Below are 15,443 nucleotides of genomic sequence, written 5' to 3'. Positions count from 1 at the left end.
TTTAGGGAAGGGGGTGGTAAGATGACTATTTATGAAGCATTGACATTTGCTGTCGCATTTGCCACGCTCATGGTATTGGTCACGACCAAAAAGAAATAACCGCCCCTGCTCAAAAGCGGCGGTTATTTCTCAATAACTAACGTTTGGGCTAACCGTTTTCCGGTTAGACAGCCTGTGGGGGCTGGCGTGTTAGCGCACGTCAGTCCTTTTCTTATATTATACCCACAGATTGAAAATTATGCAACCGGCCAGGAAAAAAATCCTGTGTATAAGGAAATAATTAAAGTCACTATTTATTGTTTTTGATAAATAGTGGCTTTTTTGCTTGTGTGGGATTTATAAACAGTGGGGTCGAATTATCTTCTTGTAAGGGGTTCAGTGACATTTTGATATCTCTCCATCAGCGATAATAATTGTTCTGCCATATATTCTGATGAATAGGGCATTGAATTTGTAATCCACCATTCAATTACACCGATGGTTGCCGAAGCAAAATATTGTACCATGATTTCCCTATTCACATCTGTATTGATGCCATTCATATCAAGTTGTTCTTCAACACTCTTTACCATCAAAGCATGTAATCGGTTTCTAAAGGCTGTAATACTCTTACTCATTAGCATTTTTGAATAGAAAAAAGCATTTTGCTCTAGATAATTAAATGTTCTACAAAGCGAATCTTTACCAGAAATATTGTTATCATTGCCTTTTGGCTGACAATTTTCAAATAATTTATTTAAATGATTCTCTATGCATTGATTTAATAAATCAAAAATGTCTACATAGTGCGAATATACAGTTCCCCGATTTACATTTGCCAATTCTGCAATTTCGTTAATCGTAATTTTTTCAAAATCTTTTTCCAACATCAGTTTAGTAAAAGCATCCATAATAGCTTGCTTGGATTTTTCAATACGCCTATCCATAATAAAATTTCTCCTTACTATTGTATAAATGAACATTTTTATCTATTTTGTTTATTAATCAACAGATGTGGCCGTTTTACTCATTGATTTCAGTTAACAGCGTTGCTACTATTATATTAAACAAATGTTCAAAACTCAACATTTGTGGGTTATTTTTATTAAGGAGATGACTACAATGAGCTTAATAACAGTCAACGAAAGGTGTATTAAATGTGGATTTTGCATTAAAGAATGCCCAGTAGATGTTCTACAGATGGGAGAAAAAGGGCCGGAAGAAGTGGCAAGCACCAATTGCAATGCCTGTGGGCATTGTGTTGCAATATGTCCTAATTCTGCAATCGATAACGAGAAAGCACCACTGGCGCTACAAGTTGATGCTAATAATTTTTCTAAGTTAAATCCGCACCAGGCAGAGCATTTTTTAAGATCTCGTCGTTCTATAAGAAATTATCATGACAAGCCTGTATCAAGAGAAATTTTATCAAAATTAGTGAATATCGCTAGACTAGCTCCTACTGCGTCTAATAGTCAGGGTATATCCTATGTTATCGTAGAAAATAAACAATTACTTGAGAAAGCTGCTGAAATCACTATTCAGATGGCAGAACATTCCCCTATAAGGCATTTAATAGAAGCAGCGATTATAGGTTACAGGGAAAAAGGACTTGATTCAGTTTTCCGCGGCGCACCAAATTTAATTATAGCTATTGCAGACAAGGATTTTCCATATGCTAAAAATAATGCTATTTCCTGCTTAACCTATCTAGAGTTATTTGCCCCTTCATTAGGACTTGGAACCTGTTGGGCTGGTATTTTTGAACATTTTGCAGCTATCGAAAATTCACCGCTATCTGATTTATTCAATATTTCAGAAGAAAAAACGGTAGTTGGTGCAGTTATGGTTGGTTATCCTAAGTATCAATATACGAGATTAGTAGATAGAAATTCACTAGATGCTACATTCATAATGTAACGCAGTTCTTTCCTGAAGCAATACTCTGAATTCATAATAGTGACAGTTAGGGGCGTTCCTTTTTTGGGTAACTAAAGTTGCCAAAAGAGGAATGTTCCTAGTGGTGTTTTCCATCTGTATTTTGTGCTATTTTTATAAATTCTTCCATGGCTTTGGTAATATATTTATTTTGTTTATTGTAGAAAAACACGTTGCGGTATGTGTGAGTACTATTTATTTTGTAATATAGCATATTTGAAGAATCATTTGCTTTTTGAGCTAAGGTATCGCTAATAATGGTAATTGCCATGCCGTAACAGGAAACATTATAGGCTGTAGCCAACTGATCCAATTCCAAAATAATTTTGGGTGTAATGCCTTGTTCCTGGAAAATTTTATCGGTACGCATTCGCGTGTCGTTTCCAGCCCTTAAGCAAATGAATGGATCATGAGTAAATAAGGATAAAGGCACGGGTTTGGTCGTTGGTTTTAAGTGCATTCCTTGGCGGATATCTTCAATTGATAACTGATATTCTTGAGCGAGACAGTTTGAAGAAAATTCTTGAGGAACGGCTAGAATCAGACATTCGCGGCAAAACAAGTGTTTTTCATAGATGAGTTCATTCAAGGGGTAATTATCAATTACAAAATCAAGTGCGCCGGAAAATAACTGGTCTTCTAAATGAGCACTATTGGCTTCAACTAGATTTACCTTAATCGATGGGTATTTATTGGTGAACTTTGTGATGATTGCCGGAAGAATAAAGGAAGCAAATACATTGCTTGCACCAATAGAAAGGCGCCCTGTTTTTAATTGGTTTAAATTACTGAGATAGTTTTCAAACCGATTTTCAATATCCATAATTTTTTCTACGGATTTTACATATTCGGTGCCGGCTTCTGTTAATTGCACAGGATTACTGCTTCGGTCAAAAATGCAACAGCCGAGGCGTTTTTCAATTTTTTTGATGGAAGCACTTAACGCTGGTTGGCTGATATAGAGATTTTGTGCTGCTTTTGAAAAGCTTTTTTCTTTATATACTTCATAGATATATTCTTTTCCTTTAAACATGACGCCTCCGTACTATAACTAAATGATTATATTATTTATACTGATATATGTATTTGATTCTATTGTAGTTGAAATTTATAATGAAATCAAATAAGGAATCATGGAAGTCATTGTTATAAGCTGGAGGAAAAGTATCATGCAAAAATCAATCGGCATTATTGGCGGCATGGGCTCGTTAGCTACATGCGATTTGTTTAAGAAAATTATAGATATGACGGATGCCAAGTGTGACCAAGAACATATCCATATTTGTATAGATTGTAATACTAATATTCCTGACAGGACAAAAGCCATTTTAGGAGGGGGAAAAGACCCCATTCCCGAAATGGTGAGAAGCGGCGTTAGATTGCAGTCCATGGGGGCAGATGTATTAATAATGCCATGCAATACAGCGCATTATTTTTATGATAAGATTACGCCTTTCTTTGATATTCCACTTTTAAATATGTTGAAAGAAACGGTGCAGGAAATACAAAGAAGAAAAATAAGAAAAATTGGGTTACTGGCAACGGATGGGACTATTAAGTCAAGAGTGTATCATACGGCCTTAGCGGACGCAGGAATCGATTTGGTGATTCCTTCGCCAATAGGGCAGAGGAGTGTAATGGATATTATTTATAATGGGATAAAGGCGTCAAATAGGAATATCAACCTTAATCAATTTTATGGAGCCATTGACGAGCTTTTTGAAAAAGGGGCAGAAATATTGGTATTGGGTTGTACAGAGCTTTCGGTTGCATTTGAACTGTTTCATATTGAAAGACCGTCAATTGACCCCACCTCAGTATTAGCTGCAGCGGCAATCCGTTTTGTTGAGAAGCCGTTATTAACTAAATAAAGAGACAGTTTGCCGATATTGGCAAGCTGTCTCTTTACTTATAAGATGTCGCTAAGATGGGTTGTTGACAATACAAGAGGTTGATTGTTAGTGTCAATAATCTGACGCCTGCATAGAACTGCGACCTGCGCTGAGCGCATAATAGCGGAGCATAAAGAAATGCCTTACATAAACGTTTAGAGAAATAATAAAAAACTTCAAGATGCTGAATGCTAAAGAAACTAAAACAGGGCAATACTATAACAGGCAGCTGTAGCAAATGAATAGGAGGTCATTCGTATGCTTATTGAAGTTGGTTCAAAAGTATCTCTCTATTTTAATACCTGTCATAACGGAACGATAACGAATATAGATGGATCTAAGGTTTTTGTAAGGTTCGATGATAAACCAGATCAGGAAGAAGCGTATTCTATGAATGAATTTCTGAAGATGTTGAAGGTAACGGAAGAATAGAACTAAAGGTACTCTGTAAAAGGGTGCCTTTTTTTGTTTGGTAATATAATTGACACCATAAGGAAGATAAAGGGGATGTTCCTTAAAAAAACAAAATATAAATAACAATACTTTACAGATAACGATTATCATTATATAATAAAAGTAATCAAACAACTACATTTAATCTCTGAAAAGGGATTTTAGATAAGAGATAATGATTATAAGAAAGGATTGATCATTATGAAAACTTGTTACGGCGGATATTGCTATGAACACAAAGAAGACAGGGAATTTAATAGTGTATTATCTTCACCGATGAAGCCATTTTTAATTTCCTTGGCCACTGTACTTGCACTAACTGTGGCGTCAAGCTTTTTGCATCTGTAACTCGTGGTTGTGACGTTGATAAACCAAGGAATTTGGCGAAGTAAGAAAGACAGTGGGGACGCTCCTTTTTTGACAACTTTATGTTGGCAAAGGGAACGTCCCCAACTGTCCTTCAACTGTCCTGTATCAGCGATATAAGCTGGTTCAATCAATGTGTAGATGGTTATACTTTTAGGTAAATACATATTTATAGAAAAAGGAGTATGTTGATATGTTTGCGGATGAAAATGAACATTCTTTTACAGCCATTCAGTGGTTTAATAAAGGGTACGATTATGACATGAAAGAAGATTATGATAATGCCATTTTTGCGTATACTAAGGCGATTGAGTTAAATCCTCACGATCCAGATGCTTACACAAATCGCGGGGTAATTTATGACATCCAAGGTGAATACGACTTAGCGATTATGGATTATACCAAAGCGATTGAGTTAGATCCATTAGATGCGGATGCTTATACTAACCGTGGGGTCATTTATGATAGCAAAGGCGAATACGACTTAGCGATGGTAGATTATACTAAAGCCATTGAATTAAATCCACAAGGTGCAGATTCTTATGCTAATCGCGGAGTTATTTATGATAACAAAGGTGAATATGAATTAGCGATAATGGATTATACTAAAGCAATTGAATTAAACCCACAAGATGCGGATACTTATTTTAACAAGGCCACTATTTGCAGAATGTTAGGACGTAACTCTGAAGCGCTAGATGCCTATAATTTATTTATACGCTATGCACCTGCTGCGGATCCTAATAGGGAAAAAGCTACACAACAAATAAGAGAACTTGGTGGGACGATTTAAATACTGCAAGCCCGCCAAGTCGCAATGAACATTTAAAAAAATTGCAAGAAAATAAATAGATTTTGAAGTTGAGCTATGATTATAATCATGGCTTTATTTTTTGCAACACACGAAGATTTGAAGGATGAACAATTGGTTATTGTAAAAAATTGACCATAATATGAATTGGAATTAAATTTGCAATCTATAATATACTTCAATATAAGAATAAATTTACAATAGTGGTTTTAAGTCCGATAGGATGATTTAAATTTATTTTAAGTGAGGGGTGTTTTCATGCAATCAGGAGAATTTTTGAAACAAATCGTTCTATTTATACTCGTTCCAGAATCAATTGTATCCTTACTATTTTTAGTGGTGTTACTGGGGATCTTTATTTATGGGATTATGAAGTTGAATTTTTTGAAGCAGGAATTTATTGTCCGTCTAGAGACTATTGAGACGGAATATAATAAACAGTCAAAGAAATTAGACCCGAATGTGTTTTTACGTATGAAGCTTCAGGAATTCGAGGCTAGTGAATACAAAATAACGTCCATTCCTAACATTTTGGTTAGTGTTGGGATACTGGCTACATTTCTAGGGCTGGGTATTGCATTAAAACAAGCATCTGAGATATTAAGCAGTGTGGGGACAGTGGAATTATTAAAATTGAATAGCGTTTTGGCGATTATCGCCTTTAAGTTTCAGACATCTGTTTGGGGTTTGACATTATCCATTCTATTTCAGAAATTTGCTATCGATTATTTTGTGACATTGAAACAAGAGTATCAGCAAAGAGCATTGGAAACGTTATATGCTAATAAAAAGACAGGAATTGAAGATTTATTGGAAAAGCAAAGTTTACTGTTAGAGGCACAATTAAAAGAAATACAGCATTTTAATCATTCGGTTGGATCATTAGAACAAAGCTCAAGTAGTTTTGCCAAGAGTGCGATTGGTTTTATTCAAACAACAGATTCGCTTAAGCATGTTGTGAATACCTTTAACCTGACGACAGCAGAAAGCTTGAATATCATTGAGGAACGCCTTGAGAGTGTTTTCAAAGAGCAATTAGAAAAGATTAATGTAATAAATGAAGCAACTCTCACTACACACCAGCAGGCTGGAAAAATGTTGCAGATTCGATTGAACCATATGGAAAGCGCCACTGAAAATCAGTTGGCAGCAATGTATAAGCAGGTAGACAATCTAATGGTAGAAACAAGAAACATTCTTGTGGAAAACATAAATAAAATGAATAATCAAATGTTATCTGGCATGGTTAAAATCGCAAACCAAACAACCATCGTCAATGAACAATCCATGGAGGTGCAACAAGACAGTATCCGCATCATTAAAGACGCATTGCAAGGAAATACGATTCAAATCAATAGAATGCTGGATCATGTGGACTCCAATTTAAATCATACGATAAATAGTACGGTAGAAAGCTTAAATAAGATGCAAGCTGAGACGGGAAGCGATATCAAGGTTGCATTGGGGAAAGTAAATGAGGATATTAGAAGATGCCTGGATGGCGCAAGTACTGGTATCGATAAGTTTACTGGGGCGATAGATGGGCTAGATCAAAACATTAATCATTCTTTTCTTAGTGTAGGTCGGCAATTAACAAAATTAGATGACTATACGAACCATTTTAGTAGTACTAATCACGCAGTATATGAGACAATTGGTAAATTAGAAAGGGAAATAAAAGGTATCGCGGCTGCTTTGGAAAAATTAGCGATAATAGAGCCAAAATTACCGGTCATACATGTTAGTGGAAGCCATAGCTTAGAAACAAGTCCCAAGTTACGGTGGTCTAATAATTTGATCTCTATTGAGGAAAATCGGCTAGATACAGCAAGCAATAAAAAAGCTGATTTTGTGGTAATAAAAGATGAGAGTTGAAAAAAATCCCTGGATACCCATCGCTGATTTATTATCAAGTGTTGTATTGGTATTGCTCTTACTATTTGTTATGGCGGTTATTGTACCGCGTTTTACCCAAGAAGCTCAAAAGAGAGAAGCCATTGTCCAATTACAAAGTGCACTCCATGATTATGAAGTTAATGGGTTAGTAAAATTGGATATGGAAAGTGGAATGTTGGAATTTACGGATATTACCTTTGATAAAGGGAGTGCGCTGCTAAATGACAAATCGATTCCTGCCATTAAAGAAGTTGCTAGTGTATTAGTCGCGAATATGGATAAGAATCCTCAAATGCAAATTCTTATTGAAGGTCATACTGATCCTACTGTTGTTACCGCAACGGTTAATAAAGGTGGTTATTTTGAGAATAATATACAACTTTCAGCATTAAGAGCCTCAAATGTACGGGGATATTTGCTTCAATCCATGGGAGAGGGATATGTAAATCGAATTGGCATTGCTGGCTATGGAGAAACCCGATTGAAAAATAATGTGGACAAAATGGCCAGTGAAAATCGGCGGGTTGAAGTTCGTATGTTATGGGCCGAGTAGCTTAGATGGAAAGTGGCAATAGCAATCATTCGTGAGCGCTAGTATTGAAAGTTAAACTTATTGGATAAGGCTGCCTAGATACGCCCCCAGCACTTCTCTAAATGCTGGGGTCATATCTAGGCAGCTTTATCTAATGAGCGTTTAATAGAATGGTACTGGAAAAGATAAATATATGAAAATATCGACAAATCTATATCTTTAGATAGATGCTTCTTTTGGAGTTTTATATTATGATTAAATAGGATAATTTTAATGTATAATTGCCCTTCAAAATCAAATGAGAAAAGAGGAATATTGGATGATAAAAATGAACAGCAAGCAACTTATGAATATTTTTCTAGCAGCCTTTGTACTCTTCAGTATAATCACCATTACTACTAATACCAGCACTGCTTATGCTGCTGCATCTCCAGTTGGAATAGTAAACTATCAACTTCTAGTTGAACAGCATCCCGATTCAGCAAAAGCCCAAACAGCGATGAACGATGCTGCTGAGCAAGCAAAAACCAACTTTGACACAAAATCAGTTAATATGAACGATCAAGAAAAACAATCATATTATGAGCAGCTACAACGAGGACTTCAAATTAAGCAGCAGAATCTTTTAGAAGCTATTCAAAATAAAGTAAACGATGCTGTTAAGGCCGTGGCGAAGTCGAAAGGTTTAACTATTGTCGTAGACACAGGAGCTGCAGTTTATGGCGAACAGGATATAACAGATGATGTAATGAAAAAGATCGTGGCAAAATAAAAAGCGTTATCCAACGAATCAAGAGGTCAACGGTCATAAACCGCTGATCTCTCTGTTTTTGCAGAATTAAAGGAGGCACTGATTTTTTGTAGTGAAGGCCGATTAAACCTCCCTTCGAGAGGGAGGTGACGGTAGAATAGTCACCTTGTGACTGTGTGTATTCGTGGAAGGAGGAGTGTTATTATGGCAGCGGATAAGAAAAAACAAGAATTCCATGCGACAAAAGATGGCTGGATTGTAGATGGTAAGAAGTACTCCAAAGAACAGCCGCCGCCGGAAGTGGTGCAGGAATTGGCAAAAGCAATTCAGGGACTGCTGAAAAAAGATTTACATTAAGAAATGGGACAAGGGATGTTTCTAAAAATGAAAGAACTCCTGCCAAAAAATTTATGATTGGCAGAAGTTCTTTTGTACATTCTATTGTAAATTTTTATTGTTTTCTTTGAGATATTTTTGTTTGAAGTAACGTCCGCGAATTTCTAGAATATCACAGGTACCATCATCAACGATACGAACATAGCCTTTTCCAATAAATTTTAACTCATTTTCTTCGCCAGGTGCCTGTACTTCTTCCCACTTAAACCGTCGTTCTTCGTTTGTGCCTGGGTTTTCGACAAAGATTTCTTCATCCAGATTTGGTTTTTCGTCACCACTGCAAGGCGCAAAACTCTCTTTGAGTTTACGGATGAAAATCTCACAATATTGATCGGGAATATCTAATGCACCTTCTTCATCGCCGTTGACATCATCAATGATGAGAAAAAGAGCATTACCAAAGATAATTTGATCTTGGTCAGGTTCAGGGAAACGACGATTTGCAGTCAGTTGTAGAGGAACTGCCATATCGTTGATAAAAATGTGTAAGGATAGGCCTTCACCGACTTCGAACAAGCGAGAACTAATGAAATTTCCACCTAATACAATAGACATTTCTTCAAGTTGTTTATCAATCGCCGTTGATAGTTTGTAGACAGCAGGATCTTTACCTACTTCCATAATGATTGCATTTAATGTTGTCATTGTTTGCTCCTCATATCATTTTGGTTTTATTTACTTGCAAAAGGCAGTTCTTCAAATGATTATAATTGTAGATAATTTTACTTCACTCGTCAAGCAGTATAAAGTTTATTCTTAGAGGCAGTATTAATACTGTCCTTTTCTGATGCCCTTATGGATTAGCATTGCAAGTAACTGAAGGTTTTAAAAGTGATTTTAAAAAATGATGCAATAAATGAAAGATAGTTTCGTCATAAGAGTAGTAGCAGAAAAAAGGGGGATTTTATAATATGGTTGATTCTAAGGTAGTGGAGGCATTTGATCTTATGTGGGGGAACTTTCCTGAGCCGGTTATGCTGGTGCATAAAAGCAGGGAAATACTGGCGGTGAATGAAGCCTGTCGTAATCTTGGCGGCGTAGCAGGTGCTAAATGTTCAGACAACGGTTCTCCTGAGCAGCATAGAGGTTGTCTGGCCAACAAGGCACTAGCAACACAGAAGACTACGTACTCCAAAAACAAATCAGGTGAAAAAGAAATTATTGGTTATTGGATGCCCTTGACAGGATATCCAGAAATTTATGTTCATTTTGGTATTGGTACAACGATTGATTACAATAACTTGCCGCAATAGCTGTAATGAGTAACAGCTAAGGTATGTAAGGAACCTGTGAAATAAATACGTAAAAAGTTTTTAATCGTATTTGAAGTAATAATTTACAACAAGATAAATAACCGCTAAAAAATAGACATGCAATCCTAAGCGATTGCATGTCTATTCTATTGCTTCAGAATCTCCACAAAGCCCTGATCTCCATCCACCCGTATCGTTTCGCCATCTTTAATGAGCGTTGTGGCATCATCAACTCCTACTACTGCCGGAATACCATATTCCCGGGCGACAACAGCACCGTGGGTCATTAATCCTCCAACCTCAGTGACGATGGCTTTAGCCGATTGGAATAAGGGGGTCCAGCCCGGATCTGTTTGGGGCGAAACCAGAATCTCTCCTTCATGCAGCACAGCATTTTCCGGCCTTAGTATAATCCGAGCGATGCCTTCAGCAGTACCAGCGGAAACAGGACTGCCAATCAGCGTACCCTCAGGAACATTCTTTCTGTCAGGAGGAACAATGATTATTTCACCTTCACTGGTCATTATGCGGGGCGGTTTTAAATTTTGATGCCATTGATACTGTTCTTTACGTTTTGCAATCAAATCAGCTGCATTACCGCTAAAATCGTCCTGGCTCATTTGTATCAGTTCTTCTAAACTTAGGAAATAGGCGTCTTGAGCCTGCTCCAGTCTCCCCATTGTAACAAGTTCATTGACTTCGGCCATAATTACTTTTTGGCATTCGTCTAAAATTACGCTCATTAAATATTTGTGATGTTCCCGAAGTCCACCCATATAGCGAAATACAGCAATTAACCGAGTTGCCAGTTTTAAATTGAAACGATTGTCTTTCACATGGCTTAGAATACGCAGGATGGCTTCATCCGCTTCCTTTTTTCCTTCGGCAAACCGCTGGCGGTGTTCACCTGGCTTTACACTTCGCATATGGCTGAATATGGCAGACAGTAACTGCGTTGGCCTTTCACGCCAGCGGGGATTTGTCAGATCAATTTCACCTGGGCATCTCATGCCGTATTGATCAATAAATTTTTCAAAGGCGTGTCTAAAGGTATTACCTCCAGCAACTTGAGCAAGTCCGGTATAGAATGTTTGATCATCAGCCGTTTTTAAATACTCTGCTACCTCGGGAAGTTTTCGCAGTAGATCTGCCAAATCACCAAGCTGCAGGCCCAGCTCGGTAGTAACATTGCCGGGAAGGGATTTATTTAACGTATGCAGCTCTGCAGCATCTCCCATCCAGCGGATAAGCAGCTTTTCCAGCAGCTTATTGGCAAGCACACCAGGTACAACATAGGGGATAATCTCCTGGATAATGTCCATTAGCATACCGTCTAGTTGCTGTTGAACGACTTTTAGCCGTTCGGCACCTTGCACGCTGCTGAGCGCTTGCCTAGTTTGCTGCATTTTTTCCTGCATGAAGGTTTCAATTCTAGGTTTAGCCAGACGGGGATCACCAGTACGCAGAATCTTCCAGGCCTTTTTTAGAATGGGAGCTGCTATTTTGCACGCAGTACCTGGAGTATTTGAGTGAAGGTTTCCTGCGAAAATTCCTGGTCGTTTGACGACAGAATGCAGGGAACGGCTCATAGCCTCGTCTGCTAATTTTAATAATTTTGGAAAGAAGATGCGCACTATTTTAGACAGCAGAAAATCCGTAAGATCAATATAGATTCTGCTGCCCGCCTCGACAAATACCTGTGGGGGAAATGCCGTGCGTAATACGGATCTGCCTAATGGCTTTATCGCATTCGGCATCATTTGAATATGACCAAAGGACAGCAGCACCCGCAGCGGTTGTTCGGGAATTTCCGGCAAAGGATATAACGTAGTAATGGGGCGGCTCTGGACGATAAAGAAATTCTCTTTTACCATACAAAATTCAATGTCCTGGGGTGTACCGTAGTGCTGCTGAATTTGTTTTCCTAATGCAGCAAGATCGATAATTTGCTGATCGGTCAGAGCTTGCTGCCCTTGCTGTGCCTCTGGCAGCTCTTGGGTAATTGTACCACCTTCGGGTAAAGAATAAATGGCTACTTTCTTTTGTGATATCTTCTTGTAAATGATACGATCATTTTTTACTTTGTATAAATCAGCCGACACTAAACCGGAAACAAGAGCTTCCCCTAAGCCAAAGCTCGCATCAATGGAAACAACACTACGATTTCCATTAACAGGATCGGCAGTGAACAATATTCCTGAAATATCAGGCATGACCATTTGCTGCACAACGATTGATAAATAGACTTCAGAGTGATCGAAAGCGTTCTTGGCTCGATAGGCAATGGCCCGATCTGTGAATAAAGAAGCCCAGCCTTTACGGACATGCTGCAAAAGTTCATCCTGACCTTTGATGTTTAAATACGTATCCTGCTGACCAGCAAAGGACGCATTGGGTAAATCCTCGGCCGTTGCACTGGAACGAACTGCATACGCATGATTCGCTCCCTGCTTCGTCCAGGCCTGTATGATTTCGTCCCTAATTTGCGTGGGTATCGCCAACTGCTGTAAATGTGTCCGAATTTGTTCTCCCAATTCCCTAATGAGGTTTAAGTCGGTGGGGTCGATAGCCTTCAGCGCAGCAAACAACGTATCCATTTTCGGACTTGTTGCGATAAAATCTCGATAAGCGTAAGTCGTTACGCAAAATCCATCGGGTACGGGAAAACCTGCTTTGGTCAGTTCCCCCAGGTTCGCTCCTTTACCGCCAACATAAGGCAGACTTAAATGATCGATTTGTTCAAAAAAAAGTACATACGGTGTCATTAGCAATGCTCCTTGCATATCCTTATCGGTTATATTCAATACAAGTATCTTATCCGCTGGCTTTCTTAACTATTCATTGCTGTTTGCAGGATTCGTTTTCACTCTTCACTAAGCAAGACTGACCCCATTTGTTCGAATTTATTAACGAATATAAGAACCTATTTCCTGAGAACGTACGCAACAACTACTGAGTCAAAAGAGGGAATCTTTAAGCCCGGGATTGTCACATCTTTTTGCTGCGCCACCAATAATTAGTACTTTTTTACTCAAAGTAATAACCTCCTGAGCTTTATGATTTATGCATGTTCCTATCATAAACCAAGAAAATCACTTTAAGAAAGCAACTATGTCTTTGACTAATTGATTTACTTTTTCTTTTTCCTCTGGTGGTATGCTGTCGGAGATGAGACATTCGGCAGCATTGTTTTCTAAAATAAATATTCCTATCTTTTCTATTGAAGAACGTATAGCCAATAGCTGCAGAAGAACATCCTTACAAGGAGCATTTTCACCAACCATACGCTCAATTCCAGCAACATGGCCTTTAACATTACGTAATCGGTTCAGTACTTCTTTTTGGGTGCTAGTATTTGGCATGATATCACCTCCGTGGTGCCCCTATGGGAGGGGGGCGTAAATTTATTTTGCATGAAACGGTAAGTTATGTCAAGGGGGTGGAGTAAAATGGATGTACAATACAATTATGTTATGAAAAGACGGCAAACAAATTGCCAAAAGAGCAATAATAGAATTATTTCATAAGTTTTATAAAAGATGGATATACAAATTAAATAGAAAAATATATAATATCATTATACCCCTCCCCTGGGGGGCGAGGAGGAGATTGATGCAAGTGATTTGGAAAAAGTATGGGTTCAGCATTCTATTACTATATCTTTCTGTGGGCTTTTTCGTCTGGCCAGTTCTCGGAGTGGTTGCGCTAATCTGTATGTTAGCACCTGTAGTTGTAGCATTATATAGGGACAGGGAATGGTGTGGATCTTATTGTCCTAGAGGAAGTCTTTGGGATAACGTTTTCACTAAAATAAATTCTCGTAAGCACGTCCCGCAATGGGCTAAATCAACTTGGTTTCGAAGCTTCATGTTATTGGTTATTTTTATCGTCTTTGGGGGTCAGATGTACTATGCATGGCCAAACTTAGATGCCATTGGTTTAGTGTTCCTCAGAATTATTTTAATCACCACTCTTTTTGGAGGGGCTCTTGCGTTACTATATAGCCCACGTACCTGGTGTAATTTTTGCCCGATGGGAACCTTAGCATCCTGGGTTTCAGCCGGTAAAAAGCCCATGTCAGTGGCGAATACCTGCGTAAGTTGTAAGTTATGCGCGAAAGAATGTCCTATGCAGCTTGAACCCTATAAAGCAAAAGGATCACAGTTTATCGATTCAGATTGCATTAAATGTGAAGAATGCATTCATGTTTGTCCTAAGAAATCTCTGTCATTTGAAAAGAATTTAGTTGTTAAAAATTTTTAAATTCTTACTTAGAAGGGATGGTATACACATGTCTCATAAATTTTCAGTAAAAGATAAAAAAAAATTGGATAATCCTGAAAGAAGAAAACTATTGCCTCCAGAAGCTACGTTAGAAAAACTACAGTTGTACAAGGAAGATATTGTAGCAGATGTGGGCTGTGGAATCGGATATTTTAGTATTCCTGCCGCTCTTATCGTTGGCGAAATAGGAAAAATCTATGCAATGGATATTTCCACTGAGATGCTGAGTGAAGTACATGTAAGAGCAACGGAGAATAATGTAGGCAATATTGAAATAGTTAAAACCGTTGAAAATAGCTTAATAGTTGATGATGAAAGTGTTACCTATGCGTTTATTTGCAATGTACTTCATGAGACCAATGATTTAAGCAGCTTTTTGCAGGAAGTAAAAAGGATCTTAGCATGGGATGGCAAAGTGGCAATTATAGAATGGAAGAAACAGGAGAGTCATATGGGTCCTCCCATTAGCCATAGAATTGCGGAAGCGGAACTTATTGAAACACTAAAACATATGGAGTTTCAAGATATCAGTAAAATAGATCTTGGTGACGAGTTTTATGGAATCATAGGGAAAAAACAGAGGGAATAAAACAGTTGTTATATAGTATTCTAAAATATAGTAGGAGGAGGTAGCACAATGATTACATTCATTCCCAAGGGAGTATGTTCGAAGAAAATTGAATTTGAAGTGGAAAATGGCAGGATAAAAAATGTGAAATTTGATGGCGGTTGTATGGGAAATCTCAATGCTATCAGCAAATTGATTGAGGGAATGCCGGTGGACGAGGTGATTCAAAAATTCAAAGGAAATCTTTGTCGTAATCAAACTTCTTGCACTGATCAATTGGCAAGGGCCCTGGAAGAACTACAGAATAAATCATAGATAATAAAA

General features: G+C 37.9%; 18 protein-coding genes. 13 read left to right on the top strand and 5 right to left on the bottom strand.

The features are described from left to right. Positions 1-356 precede the first annotated feature (356 nt). Entirely contained in the window at positions 357-926 is a 570-nt protein-coding gene (locus tag FR7_RS18720) for a TetR/AcrR family transcriptional regulator (protein WP_007937532.1), read from the bottom strand. Positions 927-1,101: 175 nt separating this feature from the next. On the opposite strand from FR7_RS18720, the gene FR7_RS18715 reads away from it, so the two are divergent. Further along, a complete protein-coding gene (locus tag FR7_RS18715; protein WP_007937530.1) occupies positions 1,102-1,899 on the top strand; it encodes a nitroreductase family protein in 798 nt (265 codons plus the stop codon). Positions 1,900-1,996: 97 nt separating this feature from the next. Here FR7_RS18715 and FR7_RS18710 read toward each other — a convergent pair whose 3' ends face one another. Continuing rightward, positions 1,997-2,950, bottom strand: a complete 954-nt coding sequence (locus FR7_RS18710; protein WP_007937527.1) for a LysR family transcriptional regulator — start codon at positions 2,948-2,950, stop codon at positions 1,997-1,999. Positions 2,951-3,086: 136 nt separating this feature from the next. Here FR7_RS18710 and cuyB point away from each other — a divergent pair, with 136 nt between their 5' ends. The 8 genes from cuyB (at position 3,087) to FR7_RS23960 (ending at position 8,975) form a co-directional block, all read left to right on the top strand. Next, on the top strand, positions 3,087-3,788 hold the full coding sequence (gene cuyB / locus FR7_RS18705) for a cysteate racemase (RefSeq protein WP_007937525.1): 702 nt from the start codon (positions 3,087-3,089) through the stop codon (positions 3,786-3,788). 279 nt (positions 3,789-4,067) lie between these two features. Beyond that, positions 4,068-4,241, top strand: coding sequence for a hypothetical protein (locus tag FR7_RS23970; protein WP_007937524.1), 174 nt, complete (start codon positions 4,068-4,070; stop codon positions 4,239-4,241). A gap of 222 nt (positions 4,242-4,463) precedes the next feature. Continuing rightward, complete coding sequence (locus tag FR7_RS23965; protein WP_007937522.1) at positions 4,464-4,610, top strand: hypothetical protein; 147 nt, start codon at positions 4,464-4,466, stop codon at positions 4,608-4,610. A gap of 211 nt (positions 4,611-4,821) precedes the next feature. Continuing rightward, entirely contained in the window at positions 4,822-5,421 is a 600-nt protein-coding gene (locus FR7_RS18700) for a tetratricopeptide repeat protein (RefSeq protein WP_007937520.1), read from the top strand. A 294-nt stretch (positions 5,422-5,715) separates the two neighbouring features. Then, positions 5,716-7,314: a hypothetical protein gene (locus FR7_RS18695; protein WP_237714909.1), complete on the top strand. Its 1,599-nt coding sequence runs from the start codon at positions 5,716-5,718 to the stop codon at positions 7,312-7,314. Then, the gene (locus tag FR7_RS18690) at positions 7,304-7,888 is read left to right on the top strand and encodes an OmpA family protein (protein ID WP_007937516.1); all 585 of its coding nucleotides are present in this window, start codon (positions 7,304-7,306) and stop codon (positions 7,886-7,888) included. Before FR7_RS18695 ends, FR7_RS18690 begins: the two co-directional genes overlap by 11 nt. 298 nt (positions 7,889-8,186) lie before the next feature. Continuing rightward, positions 8,187-8,639 (top strand): OmpH/Skp family outer membrane protein, encoded by a 453-nt coding sequence (locus FR7_RS18685; RefSeq protein WP_007937515.1) that lies wholly within the window; start codon positions 8,187-8,189, stop codon positions 8,637-8,639. Positions 8,640-8,822: 183 nt separating this feature from the next. Then, positions 8,823-8,975, top strand: coding sequence for a hypothetical protein (locus FR7_RS23960; RefSeq protein ID WP_007937513.1), 153 nt, complete (start codon positions 8,823-8,825; stop codon positions 8,973-8,975). Between the two features lie 81 nt (positions 8,976-9,056). Here the strand turns inward: FR7_RS23960 and FR7_RS18680 are convergent, their stop codons facing one another. Further along, a complete protein-coding gene (locus FR7_RS18680; RefSeq protein ID WP_007937504.1) occupies positions 9,057-9,659 on the bottom strand; it encodes a hypothetical protein in 603 nt (200 codons plus the stop codon). A 266-nt stretch (positions 9,660-9,925) separates the two neighbouring features. Here FR7_RS18680 and FR7_RS18675 point away from each other — a divergent pair, with 266 nt between their 5' ends. Beyond that, positions 9,926-10,267 carry a hypothetical protein gene (locus FR7_RS18675; RefSeq protein WP_007937502.1) on the top strand — a complete coding sequence of 114 codons (342 nt, stop codon included), beginning with the start codon at positions 9,926-9,928 and terminating at the stop codon, positions 10,265-10,267. 146 nt (positions 10,268-10,413) lie between these two features. On the opposite strand, the gene FR7_RS18670 is transcribed toward FR7_RS18675, so the two are convergent. Then, positions 10,414-13,032, bottom strand: coding sequence for a phosphoenolpyruvate synthase (locus FR7_RS18670; RefSeq protein ID WP_007937500.1), 2,619 nt, complete (start codon positions 13,030-13,032; stop codon positions 10,414-10,416). 327 nt (positions 13,033-13,359) lie between these two features. Beyond that, positions 13,360-13,629: a metal-sensitive transcriptional regulator gene (locus tag FR7_RS18665; protein ID WP_007937498.1), complete on the bottom strand. Its 270-nt coding sequence runs from the start codon at positions 13,627-13,629 to the stop codon at positions 13,360-13,362. 250 nt (positions 13,630-13,879) lie between these two features. On the opposite strand from FR7_RS18665, the gene FR7_RS18660 reads away from it, so the two are divergent. Genes FR7_RS18660 through FR7_RS18650 form a run of 3 tightly spaced genes read left to right on the top strand, consistent with a single transcriptional unit; the run spans position 13,880 to position 15,434 of the window. Further along, entirely contained in the window at positions 13,880-14,530 is a 651-nt protein-coding gene (locus FR7_RS18660) for a 4Fe-4S binding protein (RefSeq protein WP_007937497.1), read from the top strand. Positions 14,531-14,558: 28 nt separating this feature from the next. Beyond that, positions 14,559-15,140 carry a class I SAM-dependent methyltransferase gene (locus tag FR7_RS18655; protein WP_007937496.1) on the top strand — a complete coding sequence of 194 codons (582 nt, stop codon included), beginning with the start codon at positions 14,559-14,561 and terminating at the stop codon, positions 15,138-15,140. Positions 15,141-15,188: 48 nt separating this feature from the next. Further along, entirely contained in the window at positions 15,189-15,434 is a 246-nt protein-coding gene (locus FR7_RS18650) for a TIGR03905 family TSCPD domain-containing protein (protein WP_007937495.1), read from the top strand. Positions 15,435-15,443: the final 9 nt, after the last annotated feature.

The sequence above is a fragment of the Pelosinus fermentans DSM 17108 genome, assembly GCF_000271485.2.
GTDB lineage: Bacteria > Bacillota > Negativicutes > DSM-13327 > DSM-13327 > Pelosinus > Pelosinus fermentans.
This window is presented reverse-complemented; position numbering and strand designations above follow the sequence as displayed.